General features: G+C 36.9%; 21 protein-coding genes. 4 read left to right on the plus strand and 17 right to left on the minus strand.

Features of this window, described 5'->3' with window-relative positions:
- Positions 1-32 precede the first annotated feature (32 nt).
- Together NSQ84_RS12135 and NSQ84_RS12140 are read left to right on the plus strand one after the other, a co-directional pair.
- The gene (locus NSQ84_RS12135) at positions 33-1,700 is read left to right on the plus strand and encodes an SNF2-related protein (RefSeq protein ID WP_327863172.1); all 1,668 of its coding nucleotides are present in this window, start codon (positions 33-35) and stop codon (positions 1,698-1,700) included.
- A 51-nt stretch (positions 1,701-1,751) separates the two neighbouring features.
- On the plus strand, positions 1,752-2,549 hold the full coding sequence (locus NSQ84_RS12140) for a YqhG family protein (protein WP_327874155.1): 798 nt from the start codon (positions 1,752-1,754) through the stop codon (positions 2,547-2,549).
- A 90-nt stretch (positions 2,550-2,639) separates the two neighbouring features.
- On the opposite strand, the gene NSQ84_RS12145 is transcribed toward NSQ84_RS12140, so the two are convergent.
- The 8 genes from NSQ84_RS12145 to comGA all read right to left on the minus strand — a co-directional run bounded on the left by NSQ84_RS12145 (position 2,640) and on the right by comGA (position 6,875).
- On the minus strand, positions 2,640-2,819 hold the full coding sequence (locus NSQ84_RS12145; RefSeq protein ID WP_130156369.1) for a YqzE family protein: 180 nt from the start codon (positions 2,817-2,819) through the stop codon (positions 2,640-2,642).
- A gap of 119 nt (positions 2,820-2,938) precedes the next feature.
- The gene (gene comGG, locus NSQ84_RS12150) at positions 2,939-3,310 is read right to left on the minus strand and encodes a competence type IV pilus minor pilin ComGG (RefSeq protein WP_327874156.1); all 372 of its coding nucleotides are present in this window, start codon (positions 3,308-3,310) and stop codon (positions 2,939-2,941) included.
- Entirely contained in the window at positions 3,307-3,798 is a 492-nt protein-coding gene (comGF, locus tag NSQ84_RS12155; RefSeq protein WP_133309105.1) for a competence type IV pilus minor pilin ComGF, read from the minus strand. The genes comGG and comGF overlap by 4 nt, the downstream gene beginning before the upstream one ends.
- Positions 3,728-4,054 (minus strand): hypothetical protein, encoded by a 327-nt coding sequence (locus tag NSQ84_RS12160; RefSeq protein ID WP_063388097.1) that lies wholly within the window; start codon positions 4,052-4,054, stop codon positions 3,728-3,730. Before NSQ84_RS12160 ends, comGF begins: the two co-directional genes overlap by 71 nt.
- Positions 4,038-4,499 carry a competence type IV pilus minor pilin ComGD gene (comGD, locus tag NSQ84_RS12165; protein ID WP_066247587.1) on the minus strand — a complete coding sequence of 154 codons (462 nt, stop codon included), beginning with the start codon at positions 4,497-4,499 and terminating at the stop codon, positions 4,038-4,040. Before comGD ends, NSQ84_RS12160 begins: the two co-directional genes overlap by 17 nt.
- Entirely contained in the window at positions 4,468-4,779 is a 312-nt protein-coding gene (comGC, locus tag NSQ84_RS12170) for a competence type IV pilus major pilin ComGC (RefSeq protein WP_063388095.1), read from the minus strand. The genes comGD and comGC overlap by 32 nt, the downstream gene beginning before the upstream one ends.
- Positions 4,780-4,783: 4 nt before the next feature.
- The gene (gene comGB / locus NSQ84_RS12175) at positions 4,784-5,815 is read right to left on the minus strand and encodes a competence type IV pilus assembly protein ComGB (RefSeq protein ID WP_339211940.1); all 1,032 of its coding nucleotides are present in this window, start codon (positions 5,813-5,815) and stop codon (positions 4,784-4,786) included.
- On the minus strand, positions 5,808-6,875 hold the full coding sequence (gene comGA, locus NSQ84_RS12180) for a competence type IV pilus ATPase ComGA (RefSeq protein WP_066247583.1): 1,068 nt from the start codon (positions 6,873-6,875) through the stop codon (positions 5,808-5,810). The genes comGB and comGA overlap by 8 nt, the downstream gene beginning before the upstream one ends.
- Before the next feature lie 316 nt (positions 6,876-7,191).
- Between comGA and NSQ84_RS12185 the strand changes: the two genes are divergently transcribed.
- On the plus strand, positions 7,192-7,437 hold the full coding sequence (locus NSQ84_RS12185; RefSeq protein ID WP_063388092.1) for a DUF2626 domain-containing protein: 246 nt from the start codon (positions 7,192-7,194) through the stop codon (positions 7,435-7,437).
- A 54-nt stretch (positions 7,438-7,491) separates the two neighbouring features.
- On the opposite strand, the gene NSQ84_RS12190 is transcribed toward NSQ84_RS12185, so the two are convergent.
- Complete coding sequence (locus tag NSQ84_RS12190; RefSeq protein ID WP_327874108.1) at positions 7,492-8,136, minus strand: MBL fold metallo-hydrolase; 645 nt, start codon at positions 8,134-8,136, stop codon at positions 7,492-7,494.
- A gap of 245 nt (positions 8,137-8,381) precedes the next feature.
- On the opposite strand from NSQ84_RS12190, the gene NSQ84_RS12195 reads away from it, so the two are divergent.
- Positions 8,382-8,555, plus strand: coding sequence for a DUF2759 domain-containing protein (locus NSQ84_RS12195; protein ID WP_065095533.1), 174 nt, complete (start codon positions 8,382-8,384; stop codon positions 8,553-8,555).
- Positions 8,556-8,671: 116 nt separating this feature from the next.
- Here the strand turns inward: NSQ84_RS12195 and NSQ84_RS12200 are convergent, their stop codons facing one another.
- From NSQ84_RS12200 to NSQ84_RS12235, 8 genes are all read right to left on the minus strand, one after another.
- The gene (locus tag NSQ84_RS12200) at positions 8,672-9,790 is read right to left on the minus strand and encodes a hypothetical protein (protein ID WP_327873821.1); all 1,119 of its coding nucleotides are present in this window, start codon (positions 9,788-9,790) and stop codon (positions 8,672-8,674) included.
- Positions 9,791-9,860: 70 nt separating this feature from the next.
- The gene (locus NSQ84_RS12205; RefSeq protein WP_094246210.1) at positions 9,861-10,982 is read right to left on the minus strand and encodes a M14 family metallocarboxypeptidase; all 1,122 of its coding nucleotides are present in this window, start codon (positions 10,980-10,982) and stop codon (positions 9,861-9,863) included.
- Between the two features lie 109 nt (positions 10,983-11,091).
- Positions 11,092-13,002 carry an LTA synthase family protein gene (locus NSQ84_RS12210; RefSeq protein WP_327873822.1) on the minus strand — a complete coding sequence of 637 codons (1,911 nt, stop codon included), beginning with the start codon at positions 13,000-13,002 and terminating at the stop codon, positions 11,092-11,094.
- 494 nt (positions 13,003-13,496) lie between these two features.
- Positions 13,497-14,465, minus strand: coding sequence for an ROK family glucokinase (locus NSQ84_RS12215; protein ID WP_063388087.1), 969 nt, complete (start codon positions 14,463-14,465; stop codon positions 13,497-13,499).
- Positions 14,455-14,685, minus strand: a complete 231-nt coding sequence (locus NSQ84_RS12220; protein WP_339211943.1) for a YqgQ family protein — start codon at positions 14,683-14,685, stop codon at positions 14,455-14,457. The genes NSQ84_RS12215 and NSQ84_RS12220 overlap by 11 nt, the downstream gene beginning before the upstream one ends.
- Before the next feature lie 86 nt (positions 14,686-14,771).
- Positions 14,772-16,301: a rhomboid family intramembrane serine protease gene (locus tag NSQ84_RS12225; protein WP_063388085.1), complete on the minus strand. Its 1,530-nt coding sequence runs from the start codon at positions 16,299-16,301 to the stop codon at positions 14,772-14,774.
- 309 nt (positions 16,302-16,610) lie between these two features.
- The gene (locus tag NSQ84_RS12230) at positions 16,611-17,402 is read right to left on the minus strand and encodes a DUF92 domain-containing protein (RefSeq protein ID WP_066247569.1); all 792 of its coding nucleotides are present in this window, start codon (positions 17,400-17,402) and stop codon (positions 16,611-16,613) included.
- Entirely contained in the window at positions 17,399-17,968 is a 570-nt protein-coding gene (locus NSQ84_RS12235) for a 5-formyltetrahydrofolate cyclo-ligase (RefSeq protein WP_240326721.1), read from the minus strand. Before NSQ84_RS12235 ends, NSQ84_RS12230 begins: the two co-directional genes overlap by 4 nt.
- Positions 17,969-18,002 lie beyond the last annotated feature (34 nt).

The following is an 18,002-nucleotide window of genomic DNA, read 5'->3' on the forward strand; positions in this document are numbered from 1 at the left end:
TGAATATAAAAATAAAGGATAGGGTGTGGGCAATGAATATAAACATCCGCTATAAAACAACATGGGAAGAAGAATTTTTGCAAAGATTAAAGGAAGACGGTCCGTGGGCAAACTGGGAATTATACAAATTAGCTTATGAAGTTACGAATTATTTGTCCATTCCATCATTTGAAGGTTTAGTAGCTCCTTTGCATCTTGATCATGTAACCCCTCTTCCCCACCAATTGGAGGTCGCACAAACAGTAGTAGAAAAATTAAACGGAAAAGCTATATTAGCTGATGAAGTCGGTCTCGGCAAAACAATTGAAGCCGGATTAATATTAAAAGAATATATGATTCGCGGACTCGTCAAAAAAGTGCTCATCTTAGTTCCAGCTTCACTCGTCTCCCAATGGGTGAGGGAATTAAATGAAAAATTTTACATTCCTGCCGTTGAGCAAAAGAAAAGCTATGTTTGGGAGCAATGCGATGTTGTCGTATCTTCCCTTGATACAGCAAAAAGAAGCCCCCATAAAGAAATTATTCACGGATTGGATTATGACATGGTCATCATTGATGAAGCGCATAAATTAAAAAATAACAAAACAAAAAACTATGAGTTTGTTCAAAATTTAAAGAAAAAATTTTGTTTATTATTGACGGCAACGCCTATTCAAAATCGCATTGAAGAAATTTTCAACCTTGTTTCTCTTTTAAAACCTGGACATCTCGGCAATGAACAGCTCTTTCACGATATGTTTAAGAAAAAAGGACGGAATATTCGTGACGATGAGCATTTACGAGAACTTGTCAATAAAGTTATGATACGAAACCGCCGCATTGATACAGGAATTGAATGGTCAAAAAGACATGTGGAAACGATTTGGATTCAATTTTCGGAAGCTGAACAGGCTTTATATGATGCCATCAGCCAAATTCGGTCGTCATTCTCTATTCCGACAAGCAGTTTCTCCATTTTAACGCTTCAGCGTGAAGCATGTTCGAGCAGAGAAGCAGTGTACATAACATTAAAAAAAATGCTTGATAAAAAGGATGAAGCTCCACAATTGCCTGAAAAGATCATTCGCAATCTAATGGGCTATATCGATCAAGTAACAAAAAATTCGAAAGCAGAAAAAACGGTCGAACTCATTCAAAACATTAACGATAAAGTGATTATTTTTACCGAATACCGGGCAACACAATTATATTTACAATGGTTTTTAAAACAGCACGGCATAACATCTGTTCCGTTCCGCGGCGGATTTAAACGCGGCAAAAAGGATTGGATGAAGGATTTATTTAAAAATAGGGCGCAAGTACTGATCGCGACAGAGGCAGGAGGGGAAGGGATAAATTTGCAGTTTTGCAATCATATCATTAATTATGATCTGCCTTGGAACCCGATGCGTTTGGAGCAGCGAATCGGGCGCATCCACCGTCTCGGACAAGAACGGGATGTGTTCATTTATAACATGGCGACAAAAAATACGGTAGAGGAGCATATCTTAAAGCTATTATATGAAAAAATAAATCTGTTTGAACGTGTTATTGGGGAATTGGACAGTATTTTAGCAAAACTTGACCTCCGCAATATTCATGAACATATAGAAGATATTATGATTCAGTCGAGTTCGGAAGGAGAAATGAAAATTAAAATGGAAAATTTAGCGGCTATTCTTAACTTTGGTGAACAATTACAACAGGCCGAGAATAACTGATTTCTTTATTTTCATAGCTGCTTGCAAAATTTTTAAATAGGAGGCGGAACGATGCAGCAGGCTCAAATTTCCACATTTTTAAAACGCTTTTTTCAGGCGACCAATTGTCCAATTATTGAAGAAAAAAACGGATATTTTACCGTTCAATTAACTGTTGAAATGGATAAAGAATTAATGAATCGGCCTTTTTACTGGCATTATTTAGAAAAAACCGGCGGAACTCCAAATCCGATGAAACTTACTTTCATCACGGATTCAAAGGAGGCTCCGGAAGATGTAAAAGGTGAATGGATTCATTTCGGATCGCCGAGACTGCACCAAATTTTTGCGGCAACGAAGAAAATGTCTTCTTATATTCGGTTATATGAACAGACAGCAGCTTCCAAAGCAAACGTGCCGCTGCACCCTTGGATTGGGATGAATGTAACGATTTCGTATATTTGTGACAAAAAGAAGGATCAAACTTATTCATTAGGACTGCATTTAATCAACGGAAGGATTGTTGAAAATTTTCAGGAGCAGCTAGAAAAAATTCATTTGACACCGAAAATTCCTGATTTTTGTTTTACCATTACGCCATTAATTACACCAAAAAGCGGATTAACTCGATTGAAGCATTACGTGATAAAAAAAATTGAAGAAGATGACCATCGGTGGGCGGAAGAAGCGAAAGAACGAATGAATGCCGATTTAGCATTGTTGGAGCATTTTTATGAAGATCTAGATGAAAAACCTTCTGTTTATTGGACAGAAAAGAAGGCGATTCAAGAGCTGTATGAACCGCGCATTGAAATAGAAGTCCACAATGGAGGAATTTTTTATTTATCATCGGATTCTATAATTCATTAAAATAAAATCAAGACGCAGAAAATACGCTCGAAATTGAATGATCTCATCACTTTTCAATAAAAAAGGAGCTGGTGAACGGCTCCTTTTCCTTTATTTCTTTTTCTTGATCAAAATTAAAAACGCCATCGGCAAAAATCCAAACCATCTCATTGATAATGGAAGACGATCTTTTTTCCGTTCCTCACGCCTTTGTTTCCTTGTTTCTTTTGGGGTGTCGATAAACTTTACAAACTGTTCGGTTACATATTTCACATAATCATTACCAGACATAAGCGGGCACCTCGAAATAAAATTTTTTTATATTATTTCCTAAACTCTGTTCATTTAAACAGACATTCTGGCAAATAAACGATTGGTTGAAGCTTTGATAAGGCGCTGAACGATGAAAGCTATGAATATTCATTCCAGCTCATAATCTGTTGATTGTTCAAATCATAATGAAAGTTTGCCGTATACTCGGTTCCTTTTATCGTCTTGCATGTAATGGAAATATTGACGATTCCGTTTTCTTTTTTCGTTCGTTTATACGAAATGGTTCCATTTGGGAGTTCAAGTATTTCCTGGGTATCAGAATAGTCAGCTTTTTTCAGCGAATATTGAACACCGGCAAGCATTAACGTTTCCTGCAAATAAAACTCTTTCGCATCATGCCGAAATCTTTGCTCTTGAATATATGAGGAAGCATATGCGGTAAGAATCATTATGCAAAGCAGAAATATGCCGATCGTCATTGGAAAAATATGACCATCTTCATTTTTCAATCAGGAATCACTCCTTTCACATCGCGAATGGTTCCTTCAAACCGCTTACCTTCTAAGCTTGTGATTTCAATTTTCACACCATGTGTTATTGGAATAAAATGAGCGGCTTGAACACCGCGCAGCACAATAACATGTCCTTTTCCGTCAACCTGATAGCGCAGCAAATCATTATATTGACTGAGTGTGACTACTTCTCCTTTTTGATTTTTATATTGTAAAACATTTTGCTTCACCATTATTTGTTGAGATGTTTTGATTTCACGATGAAGCTCAATTAGAAATAAATTCCACTCGCTTGGATGTAAATCTTGCTGCCTCGTATTCAATTTGAGAAAAAATGAGAGCATGGGTGCAAAGGAAGAGATGATGATGGTTGTCGCTAGAAAGGCTATCAGCATGTTTGCTGCCGTATATCCTTTATTGTTCATAAATGTAGCCGCAAACCTTTTGTTCTGCATTTTCATCCGAAAGAACACATAATTCAGCAAATTGCCCCTCCTTTCCCCACACCAGTTCGAACATCATCCCTTGCCGCTCAACTTGGCCATTTGTTTTTTTCTTTTCAAATACAAAACGTTCAAGTTCTTCTTTGAGCAGTTGATAAGCCAGCACAGATGCTGCTGCTTCTTTTTGCTGTTTCAATAAGGCTGTTGACACAGGGACCAGCGTCAGCGAAAGCAAACACCATATGGAAAATGCTATTAATATTTCTGTGATCGTATATCCGCTATAATTTTTCCACACGGAACCTTCCTCTCCCTAAATTAAAAATGATTTTGTACGTTTTTTTATCATACGAAATGAAGATTGTTCCAGCTTGATAAAAATAGCCGGAAGGAGAGTACTCGATTGGAAATTTTATGTTTCCTGATTCGACTTTTATGTTTTGATCGTATGCTCTTTCAAACAGTTCCCCTTTAAAGCCGGATCGTTCAGCTTCGTAGTAATGTTTGTCAGGATACCAAAACAAATAAATTTTTTCTTTATTAACGAATGCGTGCTGTTGTACATATAGCAAATCTTTTTCCAGTTGAACGAAAAATTGATCGATGACTTTTTCTCTGTAAATATTTGCTGCTCCAATCCATATAAAAGAGCTGATCAATAAAAAGATCGAAAGAACAAGAAGCATCTCCAGAACAGTAAAACCACTTTGCCTAGTTGCTCTTAATGACGTTTCCATTTGCATCAATTTCAATCTCATCACCATTTGGACATTTTCCAGAATTATTCGGCAAGTACCCTTTAGTGATTAAATCATTAATTGTTGGTGTTTGATGAAACTCCATTTCATATGCGACGACTTGACCCTGCACCATATCAATTAAACCTTCGCACCCTTTATTTTGAATATTTTTATTATGAGCCATAACATTCGGAATCGTTATAATAAGCAAAATCGAGATCACTAACAGTACAACCAGCATTTCCACCAATGTAAATCCATGTTCATTTTTCACTATTTTCATCCTCCTATACTTGACCCATCATTTGGTACATTGGAAGCAAAATCGATAAATAAATGATCAATACGAAGACCCCGATCATCAGAAAAACGACCGGCTGAATATAACTAATGATTCTCATTATTTTTTGTTCCATCCGCTCCAATACGAACCGGCTGTACATATACAACTCTTTAGACAATTGACCGACGGCTTGTCCATGTTGAACAACAGAGGAAAGTTCCTGTTCAAAAAATGGACTTTCAGCAAATATTATCTCTAGCGATTCTCCTTTCTTTAATTTCTCGATAAACAGATTGGCCTCTTCCCTATAAAAATGGAGAAAATGTTGTTCTTGAAACAGAGTAAAGCATTCAAAAACGGACAATCCTCCCTTCAACAAATTGCTCATTTGCAAAGAAAAATAGTAGCTGTGAAATAACCGCAAACCTTTTGACACGATCGGAATTTTCAAAAGCAGCTTCTGTTTTTCAAGCGGAGGCTTTTTTCGGAAAGAGACCCAATAATAGAAAAAAAGGAGCAATAAGAAACTAAACAAAATGAAAAAAAACGTTTTGATCCCTTGAATGGTAAACATGACAAATGTCAGAAAGAAGGAAGCGTTCAAATCAACTGCTTCATACATATACGAAAATTGCGGGGTAACAACTGCTTGGATGACAAATAAAATAATTAAAAGAAGAGCAATTAAAAAGAGCGGATAGCGGAGAACTTGAATAAATTTTTCCAAATGGAGGAGTTGTTTTTCCAGCATTACTGAGCTTTCTTTTAAAGCAAAATGTATATCACCATGCTTTTCAGCAAAGAAAAGATAGCTTAGTACATCTCGATGAAATCCAAGCTTCTCAAAAGCCGTGTATAGCGAATTTCCTTTCGTCAACATCTGTATACAAGTCTCAATATCTTGTCGGTATTTTTCTTTTACATGAAAACTCATAAAGCGAATAGCTTCATTTAATGCATACCCTTCTGAAAGCAGCTCACTCACTTTCTTCAAAAATTGTGCCTGCATCTTTTTGTTCCATCGATGCTTATTCATATTCAAACACCCAACGATCATATATGTCCGGATATAAATACCCAAGAGCGATTCCTTTTTTAATTACATCTTTTAACTTCATATAATCTAACTCACTCTGCTCCTCTCCTTTTGCTTCCCGAATAGCGGCGGTTAAATTTTTGCCGTAAAGAAGTTCATAGACCCCAATTCTCCTAATTTCCTTTAATTTTTTGCAATAAGGCGGGCAATTCCCTTTGCAAAACGGGCATATTAAATGAACGAGACGCTGCGCAGCAACAGCGATCAAAGTTTGCTCAATTTCGGAAAAGGTTACACCAAATTCTAATAATCGATAAATAGCCCCCTTTGCATCCCGCGTATGCATGGTGGTCAGTACTAAATGTCCGCTAAGCCCAGCCCGGACCGCAATCCTTGCTGTCTCATGATCCCGAATTTCACCGACCATAATGACATCAGGATCATGTCTTAATATTGCTTTTAACCCATTTGCATACGTAATTCCAGCTTTTTCATTGATCTGCACTTGAAGCATTTCATCGCTTTTCGTTTCCACAGGATCTTCAAGTGTGATGATGTTTCTTTTAAAATGTTTTTTTGCATAATGGAGAAGCGAATAAAGAGTGGTCGTTTTTCCCGAACCGGTCGGACCGGTAAGGATCAGGAGACCGTGAGAATGCTTTAAAAATGAAAGCATTTTTTTGGATTCTGACGGGAACAATGAAAGTTTTTCAGGCGATTGAATCGATTGCTCTAGCAATATTCGGATGACTAGACTTTCATCGAATACTGTAGGCAATGTCGATAAACGAAGATGCACCTCTCCGTAAATCGTATGGAAGGAGTAAGCACCGTTTTGCGGACGCCTTTTTTCGCCAATATCCATTTGGGCCATAAATTTAAAATGAGAAATTAAGCGTTCACAAATAGCTTTTGGCAGATGAAATATTTCTTTGATGTCATCGTCAATTCGAAATTGAATAACTGCTTTTTTCTTTTTCGGAACAATATGGATGTCTGAGGCACTAAATGAACACGCCAGTTCAATCAGTTTTTCGCTAAGCTTTTCAATTTCAATCATTCCATATCCCCCCTTTCTTTTCTTAGGATTCATCTTAACGAATTGAAGAGAAAAATGCGAACGTAGATAATGGATTTTTCTTTTCCCTTTCCTTTTGCAAAATTTAATTGAACATAACCGAAAAATAACAATTGTTTGCAAAGACTGTTTAGAAAACAATTTTTTGCTATAAACTCATAATTTTTGAACATTTTTTTACAACATGTTTGAAAACAAAGTGGATACAATAACAATTGGAAACGGTATATTTACAATGTATCAAGCTGTACATTATAATATAAAAAGCGACCGATTGAGGGAAAAGGAGGGAAACACAATGGATCGCATGTTCCGTGTACTCGGTTTTTGGACAGGTATTTTTGCTATTATGTTTTATTTAGGCGATATGAAGACGACGTCTTTACTTTTCTTTGGTCAAACTGGATTTTTTGTTTTACTATCTTATTTAAAATTAACTGAACGTATGTATATTTATATTTTCGGAGCATATTTGACCATTTTCTTCGTCGGGTTTACATATTGGACGACGTTTATGATGGTCCCTGGACAAGGCGGCCATTAATAAAAACAGGCAATTCCGCAATGGAATTGCCTGTTTTTTGACCTTCTTCAATTTTTACGAAAGCGAAAATCCATTTAAAAAAGGATTTGTTTCCATTTCTTCTATAATGGTTGTTTCTGAACCGTGGCCAGGCAACACAATGGTTTCTTCCGGCAGCACTAGCAGTTTTTCATGAATGCTTTTCAGCAGTTCTTCATGATTCCCTCCAAGCAAATCCGTACGGCCAATGCTTCCTTTAAATAATACGTCGCCTGAAAAAACAGCATTTGCTTCTTCTAAATAGTAGGAGATGCTTCCAGGAGAATGCCCCGGTGTTTCAAATAAAGAGAACTGGAAAGAACCAATTGTCAAGCTTCCTTCTTCCCGAATGATTTCGTCCGCTTCCTCTACCGTTACATTTTTTCCATTCATAAAATGACCAGATCCATTTAAAGAAGGATCGCCAAGCCATTTTTGTTCTTTTTCGTGGACATATACTGGAATATTCCAAACTTTTCGAACATCATCAATCGCTCCAATGTGATCAAAATGTGCATGTGTCAACAAAATGGCAAGGGGAGTCAACTGATGTTTGCGCAATACTTCAATTAGCTTTTCTCCTTCATCGCCTGGATCAAATAAAATACACTCATTTTTGTCATTTGTTAAAATATACGTATTTGTTTGCAGCAATCCGAGCGGGATTCTCATCCATTTCATGCTCTCACCTCAGGTCATTTTCTTTTCATTTCCATCATACAAAACATTCTTTTTTGGCGCAAAAGGAATAGTTAGAAAATTTTTGGCCAAACCTAAAATGTGCAGGACATACCGTTCATAAAATTGACATAGTCATTTTATGCAAACGTACCGTTCCTACCTCGACAAATCTAGTAAAAGAGATTAAAATATGAAGGGGAAGATATTTGCCGCACTTCAACGTATAAAAGATTGGGGGCTATACAATGGGTACTGTCATTATCTTTACTTTAGTAACTTTGCTTGGTATCTATGCTATTTTCCGTTCTTTAAAACAAAAAAACATATTGGGAATTTTGTTTGCGCTTGGAACAGTCGCTGTTTTTGGATGGTTTACCTATAAAACGATTGTTCACCACGGTATACCAGTGCCACACTAAAAAAGAAAGAATGGCGGGGCCATTCTTTTTTTTATGAATAAATAAACATTCAGTTGTCACACACCCGTCTTTTAACCTCCGCTTCATATTGCCAAAAAAGATGCTTTCACTCCTGTTTATTTTACAATCTCCTGAATCTTTTCCTTACTTAAATCCATGATTTTTTCCAATCTCGGCCCATACAAAGCATAATGACCGGATGGCGAAATGAGGATAGGATCGTTTGTCACGTTTTTGAAGATGGTTTCTTTTTTCTTAGTGATAAGGTTAAATCTCTGCAGTTCAAAGGAACCGTCCTGGGATTTGGCAACGGGCACAAATGTATAAAACTGCTGATTTTGAGCATTGAAGTCATAGTAGGGAAAAATCCATTGAGAGTAATCGGAAGCCAAAGGGACACGAAATGTAGACAACACTTTTTTTGATGAAGAATTTATAAAAACATATTGACCGAATCCTTTTTCCTGTTGATTTTCCTGCAAATACATGACAATCGATGAAAAATTTCCATTTCCGATGACATGATCAGCGATTTTTTTTTCGTGATGTTTCATTAAGTTCGCTTCATAAAGCGGAGCGCTTAACTCAGGCTCATCGTTATTCCATTTTACATATGTAATGCGATCTTCATCTGTCCATTGAAAAAAAGGTATTTGATAGGGACTATCCACAACTTTTTTCTCTTTCAAATCAAGCAAATAAGTCTTATATGACCAATCTTCAGCAAATGCTGTAACCATCAGCTCGTTTTCATTATAGGGATTCCATGTATATTGAAGTTCAAACGCATTGATTTCCCAATGAAATAATTCCTCTCCTTCGGTGTTTACAAATGTCAGGATGGCTTGATTGGTTTCAGTGCTTGAATGAATGAGAAAAATTGTTCGGCGATCATTGGGCACTGTTTGAATAATCGGATGCTTTGTCTGAAAAAATAGTTCATCTTTTCCGCTTTGAAGATCGTGACAAATAACTTCCGAACGGTCTTCAAGATTTTTAATGTAAAGCACAGCCGTTTCATGAAACCATCCAGTAATATTTTGAAAGGTATTTTCCTCTGCTTCAATCGGTTGAATGTTCTCTAAAAGATTCTGTTCTGCTTTAAAGTTTTCAAACTCATTTTCCATTTTTTTCTCTTTTGTCACTTGTTTCTTTTCATTCGTAAGCTGATGAAATTCACAAGACGACAAAAGGAGAATCGGAAAGCACATGACGAAAAAAAAGGCTGCCCTCATCACCCTCATCCTTCTCATCCAATTTTCACTTATAATTTACGAATTTTTCAAAAAAAATGTTTCAAAAAATTTATTTGCACAGCAAATAAAGCGACGCCCAAAATATTCCCTTTGCTTTCCGATAAATTTCATCAAATTGGTCAAGCGGCAAAGGGTTCCTTCCTCTGCCTAATTCAACGGTAAATCCCGGCTTTCTGTATTCTTTAATAAACCAATCGCGAAAACCGGCATGACTATCAATCATTCGGATTCCTTTATATCCGCTTAACAACTCATACTCTTTTACGATTTCTTCCGACTTCTCTGGTTCATAGTTTAAATACCCCCAATATATTTCTTCTCCTTGTGTGTGGAAGGCTACGATGAGTTCAAATTGAGACTGCTTGACTAGTTCACTCATAGCAATTGCTTCCGGCTCTGAGAGAGGATAATCACCTGGATAATCACGAGGAGCCGGGGATTTGGGGCTTTTTCTTTCTTTTTCAATTTCCCAAAAGGCAGGAAATTGATTGTTCAGATCAACGCCGCGAATATTTGCTTTCCAATCGGAAAAATCTTCACAGTTATTATTTAACTTGACGGCCTGTTCTTTCACTTGAGGATCGAACGATTCAGCTGCTAAAACAAGATTCACTCCATCCGGATTCACCATCGGGACAAACGATAAAGTAATCTGCTCATAAAGCTGTCTTACAGAAATTCCATTAATCGATTCGTTTAAAATAAGCTTCCGAACATACTCATTGAGCCATTTCATCATAATGGCTGTCGTAATCCACTCATTTGCATGAAACGAACCGTTCATATGAACTTTTTTCGTTCCAGAACCGATAAGAAGTTCAACTAAAGGATTCCCTAGAACACTGCGGCCGATAATCCTCTCTTTAATAAATGGGTAATTTTTTTTTAACACCTTAATATCGCTTGTCAAAGCAAAAAAATGATAGGGCCGTTTTGGATCAATTACAGGCCATGAAATTGGGACAGCATTGTATGTATTTTTAGTCAAGCTTGGTGAAGGATGAAACGGATTATTTTGTACGAAACCCCATCCGGGAATGACGATTTTTTCCCCTTTAAAGATTTTTTCGTTTTCGAAGAAGGGATTTGAATCCAACAACAATCGTTTCGAAAGTTGATATTTTTTTTCCAAGTACTCCAAATCCGCTGTTTCATTCATACAGATTTCCATAAAAAAACCCCTCTCCCCTTTTTATTCAGTACATAACATATTATATGAACGACATCATGTTTCATTAATAAAACGTATAAAAAAGCTCTGACCTAATGGCCAGAGCCTTTTACTGTTTTTTTGCAGCTTGCTGCTCGGTTGAATTCGGAGATGATTCATCCTCTTTGTCAAAAAACCGCAGCAGGTCACCATAAATAATTTCATCCGAATAATCAAGCTCATTTTTCGCTTTTTCCATATATGGTTCACATGCATTTTTATCCTCAACAGCTTCACCTGTTGATTTGTCATAGCATATTCCTCTTGTATACACATATTGATCCGTAATAAAGCTGCCGTCCCTTAACACAGCAAACGGAATACGGTCTTTTGAAAAAATATCTGTACCAAATTCGATATCGTTTTTCGTATCAATGCCTAGCAGGTTTAAAATAGTTGGCTTCAAGTCAATTTGCCCGGCGACTTGATGGAACACTTTCGGATTTTTATCGGTAACCCCTGGAATATGGATAATTAACGGAACTTTTTGCAGCTGAATCGTATCAAGCGGCGTAATTTCCTCTTTTCCTAAAAATTGTGCCATCGCTTTGTTATGGTTTTCGGAAATACCGTAATGGTCGCCGTACAATATAATAATTGAATTTTCATATAGTCCAGCTTTTTTTAGATCTTCGATGAACACTTTCAAGGCTTTATCTGTATAACGAACCGTCGTAAAATAGCGATTCACGACTCCATCTTCGGAATCAAATTCATCAATCAATTTATCTTCTTCACCCAACTCAAACGGAAAATGGTTCGTTAATGTAATATATTTCGTATAAAAAGGCTGAGGAACATTTTTCAATAATTGTACCGACTGCTTAAAGAAGTCAATATCCTTCAATCCCCATCCTACCGAATTTTCTTCCGTCACATTATAATCTCTGACATCAAAGAAACGGTCGTATCCAAGAGAATTATACATCACATCGCGATTCCAGAATGTGCGGTTATTTGCATGAAATACAGCTGTGTAATAACCGTAATCCTTTAAAATTTCCGGAGTTGCATTGTACTCATTGTTCGCATTTGTAAAGAAGACTGAGCCTCTTCCCAACGGATACAAAGAATTTTCCAATAAAAATTCTGAATCTGACGTTTTGCCTTGTCCTGTTTGATGGTAAAAATTATCAAAATAGTAGCTTTGTTTAATAAAATCATTTAAAAACGGGGTAATTTCTTGTCCGTTCAATTTCTGATTGATAACAAAGTTTTGGAACGACTCCATAGAGACGATAATGACATTTCTACCTTTTGCAATTCCATTCATTTCTTTACTAGGTTCTTTTTTGTTCGCATTTAAATAATTTTGAATTTCGACCAAGTTATTGCTGTCAGCTAACGCACGTTGTGCAGACGTTTTGGACTGCAGCAAAGAATCGTAAATATGAAAATTGTATACACCGATATTTTTGACGAGCATCTCCCTGTCAAACGTTCTTGTTAAAAGCTGCGGACGCTCTGTTTCAGCCAATCCAAGATTAAAGAAAAACACAGCTGCAACCATTAAATAATATGCTGTTTTTTCTTTGCGCATTAATTTTTCCTGTTTGCGGAAAACAGGTCTCCGTGAAAGCCAAATTAAAATGGCTATATCAACAAACATTAATATATCGACAGGTTGAATCAGCTCGGTTATGCTGCTTCCCAAATCTCCCATATTGCTAGCTTGGAAGAGCACGGGAATAGTCAAAAAGTCGTTATAAAACCGATAAAAAACAACATTAGCTAATAAGAGAAAGGTCATCACAATGCTGGCACCGATCACCCAGCGATTCCGGTTTTTGTCTTTCATAAATAATCCAATACCAAAAACAAACAGCAAAAAGCTCAGCGGATTGATGAATAAAATAATCTCTTGCTTGAAATTTTCTATTTTTATATCAAAGCTAGTTTTGTAGACAATGTACGTTTTAATCCACATAAAAAATGTCGCTAATAACAAAAAAGAAATTTTTGAAAATGTGCTTTTACGCATTTTTTTACCTCCTCAAACGGTGGACCTGCGCATTTCTACACTTAAGTGTTTTTTTCCATTTTTTAGGCATCTTAGTGAATAACTAAAGATTATCTTAATACTTCTTCCAAAAAAAATCAATGTTTTTTTACAATATATTTACAATAAGATGCTAGCTTTTTATATATTATTTTATCTCAGTACCTATTATGTTTAGACGGACAAAAATTAAAAAAGTTTCATATAAACAGAATTTGTTATAATCCAAATTTGGCTGCCAAAAAAATAGCGCCTTTTTTAAAAGCGCTATCAGGTTTTCTTTGCTGGACCTCGACAAGGTACATGTCGAGTTTGTGATTGTGGCTTTAGCGCACACATACTGAAAGTAGCCGGCATCCGCCAGCTACTTTCAGATGAAAATCGAACAAATATAAAAGCAAGTGGAGAGAAACACATTGTTTTTCTCCACTTACTTCATTTTAGGGGCTTATCGGACAATTCCTTTTTAGTCTTTCTCAATTTTCAAGTATGTACGTTTTAACCAGCCATGCACCGCCAATTACACCTGCATCATTGCCAAGCGTTGCAAGAGCAATATCTGCTGCGGAAGCTTCATGAAAAACGAACTGTTGAAAAACATTTTTAACTCTTTTTATTAAAAATTCCCCAGCCTTTGATACTCCACCGCCAATGATAATTTTGGCAGGATTTAAAGCAGTAGCCAAGTTGGCAAGAGCAAGACCAAGATGCATCGTCATGTCGTCGACAACCTGCAATGCCATCTCATCGCCGTTTTTCGCAGCATCAAACACATCTTTTGCAGTGATCGATCCTTTTCTTTCCAATTCTCGATTCAGCGTTGATCTCCCATTAAACTCTTCCATTTTGGCTATAGCCATTCGAACTATTCCAGTTGCAGAGGCGACCGTTTCCAGGCAGCCCGTTTTTCCGCAGTTGCACGGAAAACCTCCATGCAAAACGGAAGTTATATGGCCGATTTCTCCGCCTGCGCTATTTTTCCCATGGATTATTTCTCCATTTGCAATGATTCCTCCGCCGACTCCCGTTCCGAGTGTGACGCATATTAAATCCCTTTCTCCATTCCCCGCTCCTTTCCACATTTCACCAAGAGCTGCAAGGTTGGCATCATTATCAACGATTACTTGCAAACCAGTTTCTTTTTCAAGATTTTTCTTAAGCGGATAATTATTTTCCCATCCAATATTGACAGTTCTAGAAATGATTCCCTCTGTTAAATCGACAGGGCCAGGCGCCCCCATGCCGATTCCAATCAGCTTTTGCTTCGATTCACCAAGTTCTTTCAACTTTTCGTATATAGATTGAGAAATATCACTAACAATATTTTTTCCTGATTTATCGGTAGGGATTTCCCATTTTTCAATAATATCTCCATTTATATTGATAAATGCAATTTTTATCGTAGTTCCCCCTAAGTCCACACCAACTAGCCAATTATCGATCATATTTTTCATCCTTTACCCTTTTTCTCTTATCTTTTTCTATCATTATTTCTCGTCTTAACAATAGAATGTCCATTTCAAATTCTTTTGCGTCAATCAGCTGCGACTCAAACAGCTGCTTCACCTCCTCCTCCATTAATTCAAGATCAGCCACACGATCCCCGATGTATATGATAGTACCGAAACGTTTTAAAAGCTGTTGTATGTCGTAAATCGTTTTCAAAAACATCACCTTCTAAATAAAAATGCGGATAAGCTGCACATATTGCTAAAGTTCTTTTTTTGAAAACTTCCGAACAAGTCATCGAGCTATAGATTGTCAAGCTGTTGTTTTAGCTGCTGATATTCCGCTTTTCCCGGATCAAGCTTCAATGCCTTATCAATCGCTTCTTGTGCTTTCACAACATCATTCTGTTCCGCATATATTAGGCTAAGTACATAATAAGCTTGATGAAATGTCGGATCTTTTTCCAATACATTGTTTAAATATTCAATTGAGCTTGCCACATTGTTCAAACGATATTCCGTATAAGCAAGTAAATAGATGATTTCAACTTTTGCATCATCAAGCTCCTTCGCTTCCGAAAGCACTTCGGAAGCCTTTTGGAACTCCTTGTTCTCAATTAGTGCCTGCGCCCTTGCTAAAGCCATTTCCGAATTGCGCTTAGGGGCTATTTCATATCCATAATACCCAAGACCGAAAACGAAGATGATCGATAAAATAAGCCCCACTGCTCTCGTGAAAAATTTGGACATCCTTGGAATCTGCAGAACAAAAGCTGCCAGAAATCCGCCAATTAAACCGCCTATATGACCAGCGTTGTCCACATTCGGAATCGCCCAGCCAAGCATTAAGTTAATTAAAACTACAATCAAGATGTTGGGTCCTATTGTACGGAAAAACAATTTAGGGTTTAACACTCCTAAAAACAAGAGCGCACCGAACAAGCCGAATATCGCACCTGATGCACCTGCGGACAAAAAGGGGCTGAAAGCAAAGCTTGCAAGCGAACCAGTAAATCCGGCAAACAAGTATATAAGCAAAAATCGAATCGAACCATACATTTTTTCAACAGTCATTCCAATATAATAAAGGGCTAAAGAGTTCATAATCAAATGCAAAAAACCGATATGCAATAAAATTGGTGAAAAAAATCTCCACCATTCGCCATCGTAAATGGCAGGATTGTATTTCGCTCCAAATTTTATAAGAGTATCAGAATTTGTGCTTCCCCCGTACCATTCAAGAAGAAAAAACATCACAATTTGTGCTGTTAAAAAAACATATGTAAAGAAAGGCCTGCCATTTTCAAAAAAGGAGCGTTCCAGCCTTTCCTGCCTTTTTATATAAGAAAATATTTCTTCTTTTATTCGTTCAACTGATTCAAAATTTGATTCTTCTGCTGCATAATCAAGTTTTTTCAACGAAGCCGAAAGAGCATCTTCCAAATCACCTGTTTTTTCCATTATATGCTCTTGATCCAGCAGCATTGTTTTGACGACTGTTTTCCCATGCGCAAAAGGTTCTTTAATCCGAAATTCCCAATCATCAACAGGAGGAAATGTGGTCACATAAATGTTAAGAATATTTAAGTCCCTTCTCATAGATTGTTTTCGGATCGTTTCAAAAATATGCGCCGTATGTTCAATGTCTTGAGAGATCCAATTTCCCCAGTCAATATCTTTTCTGACAAATCGTACAAGCTGAAAATATTTGTTGCGAAACGGCTCAAGCCAAACCTCCGAATGATCGCCGGATATATTGATTAGCCTGTAATTATGCTCCACCACAAGACTTCGCAAAATTTTCCAAAAAATAAAATCTAGCTGAGTCCCCATTTAAAATCTCTCCGCATGTTTTTCCTTTATTATACCAATGTGGAAGGGCAGTTTGAAGAAAAAAGCTGAATCAAAAACGATTCAGCTTTCCATTTCCGCCTATTTAAAAGCACCTTGGAGAAATTTCCTGCCAATTAGCGGTATCTGCATTGTCAGTTGAATAAATTTCTCACGCATCCATTTGCTTTTTAGGCATACGTTCATAATTTTGTATCGATTTGAATATATGAAGAAAATGCCGAATACTAGAAGAATTCTTTTTAATCGCTTCATATTTAATCCCTCCATTAATTAAAATAAACTTTTTGCTCAATTTTTATCCAAAATAAAATACGCAATTACTGTTGAAATGAAAATTGATAAAAAATTAACTGCGTCATTATTCATCCAGACAAAACCTTTCGTCTTTACCGTATATTCCCCGCAATGTATTCTTTTTTCCGTTTCAGCATGGCAGACGAGACATTTATTTTTTCGTTGAAAAAAGCATCCGAACAGCGTGTCAATCAAAGCTCCAATAAATCCAAATAATATAATGAAAGGTAAAATTTGAGCATCATTTTTTATAAAAAAAGAACTCCCCAGCGCAACAAACGAAGAACCGAGGATGGAAGCAAAAGTTCCGAGAACGGTAACAGCACCTGATGTTCCTTTTTCGACAAATTTTGGAGGAAATAAAAGAATCGGTTTTATTCGGCTTAAGCTGCCAATTTCGGAAGCCCATGTGTCCGCGTTGGCGCAAGCGAATGAAATGGTTAAAAGAATGAACCAAAAATTGCGGTCATCATGATCCACTATATTGAAAATGCTGATCAATACTGGAATCCCACCATTTGCCAGCACTTGAACATAGTCGCGTCTTTCCCCTTTTTCAAGAATTGATGCCATTTGCGCTTTTCGTTCCTTCTTCCATTTACTGATCATGCTTGATGACGCAAAAAATAATCCAAGGGGGACCAGCCCTGGAAAACCAAAACTAAAATAGATGCTGGCGCCGACAAATACGGAGCTTATTGCTCCAGAAATCGACAAAGCTTTTGACTTATAGGAAATATAAGCGATAGTCGCAATAAAAATAATGAACAATAAAGGAATGATCATTTCCTGCACTCCACCAATTCTTTTTCAGTAATGATGATATCAACCGGAATATCATGGGATTCAATCGGCACTTCCTCAACTATTTGAAAGGAAAAAGCAAGCGCAATAGTTACATTTGCGTATTTATGTAAATAACGATCAAAATAACCCCCGCCATATCCGATCCTGTGCCCACGCCGGTCGAAGCAGATGCCAGGGACGATGAGCAAGTCAATTTCTTTTGGCGTTATGAGTGTTGTTTGCTCAAAGATCGGCTCCTGTAAATCTAAATAAACATTCTCTAATTGATCAAACGATTTTATTTCCCTGAACTCCATTTCTTTTATATTTGGGTCGCATTTAGGCACAGCTGTTTTTTTCTTTTCCTGCCAGCAGCGAAAAAATAAACTTTTTGTATCGACCTCGAAGCCTTTGGATACTGTAAGGCCAATGGTATTCGCCTCCTGCCAATAGTCTGTTTCAAAAAGAGTTTCAGCAATTTTGTTTGACCATTCCGCATGCAATTCATGCCCCATGTTTTTTAACATCCGTTTCACTTCATTTCTGATTTCAAATTTTTTTTCCAACTTAAAAATTCCTCCCATTTACCTTTTTTATAAT

Source organism: Aeribacillus sp. FSL K6-3256, assembly GCF_037965805.1.
Taxonomy (GTDB): Bacteria; Bacillota; Bacilli; order Bacillales; family Aeribacillaceae; genus Aeribacillus; species Aeribacillus composti.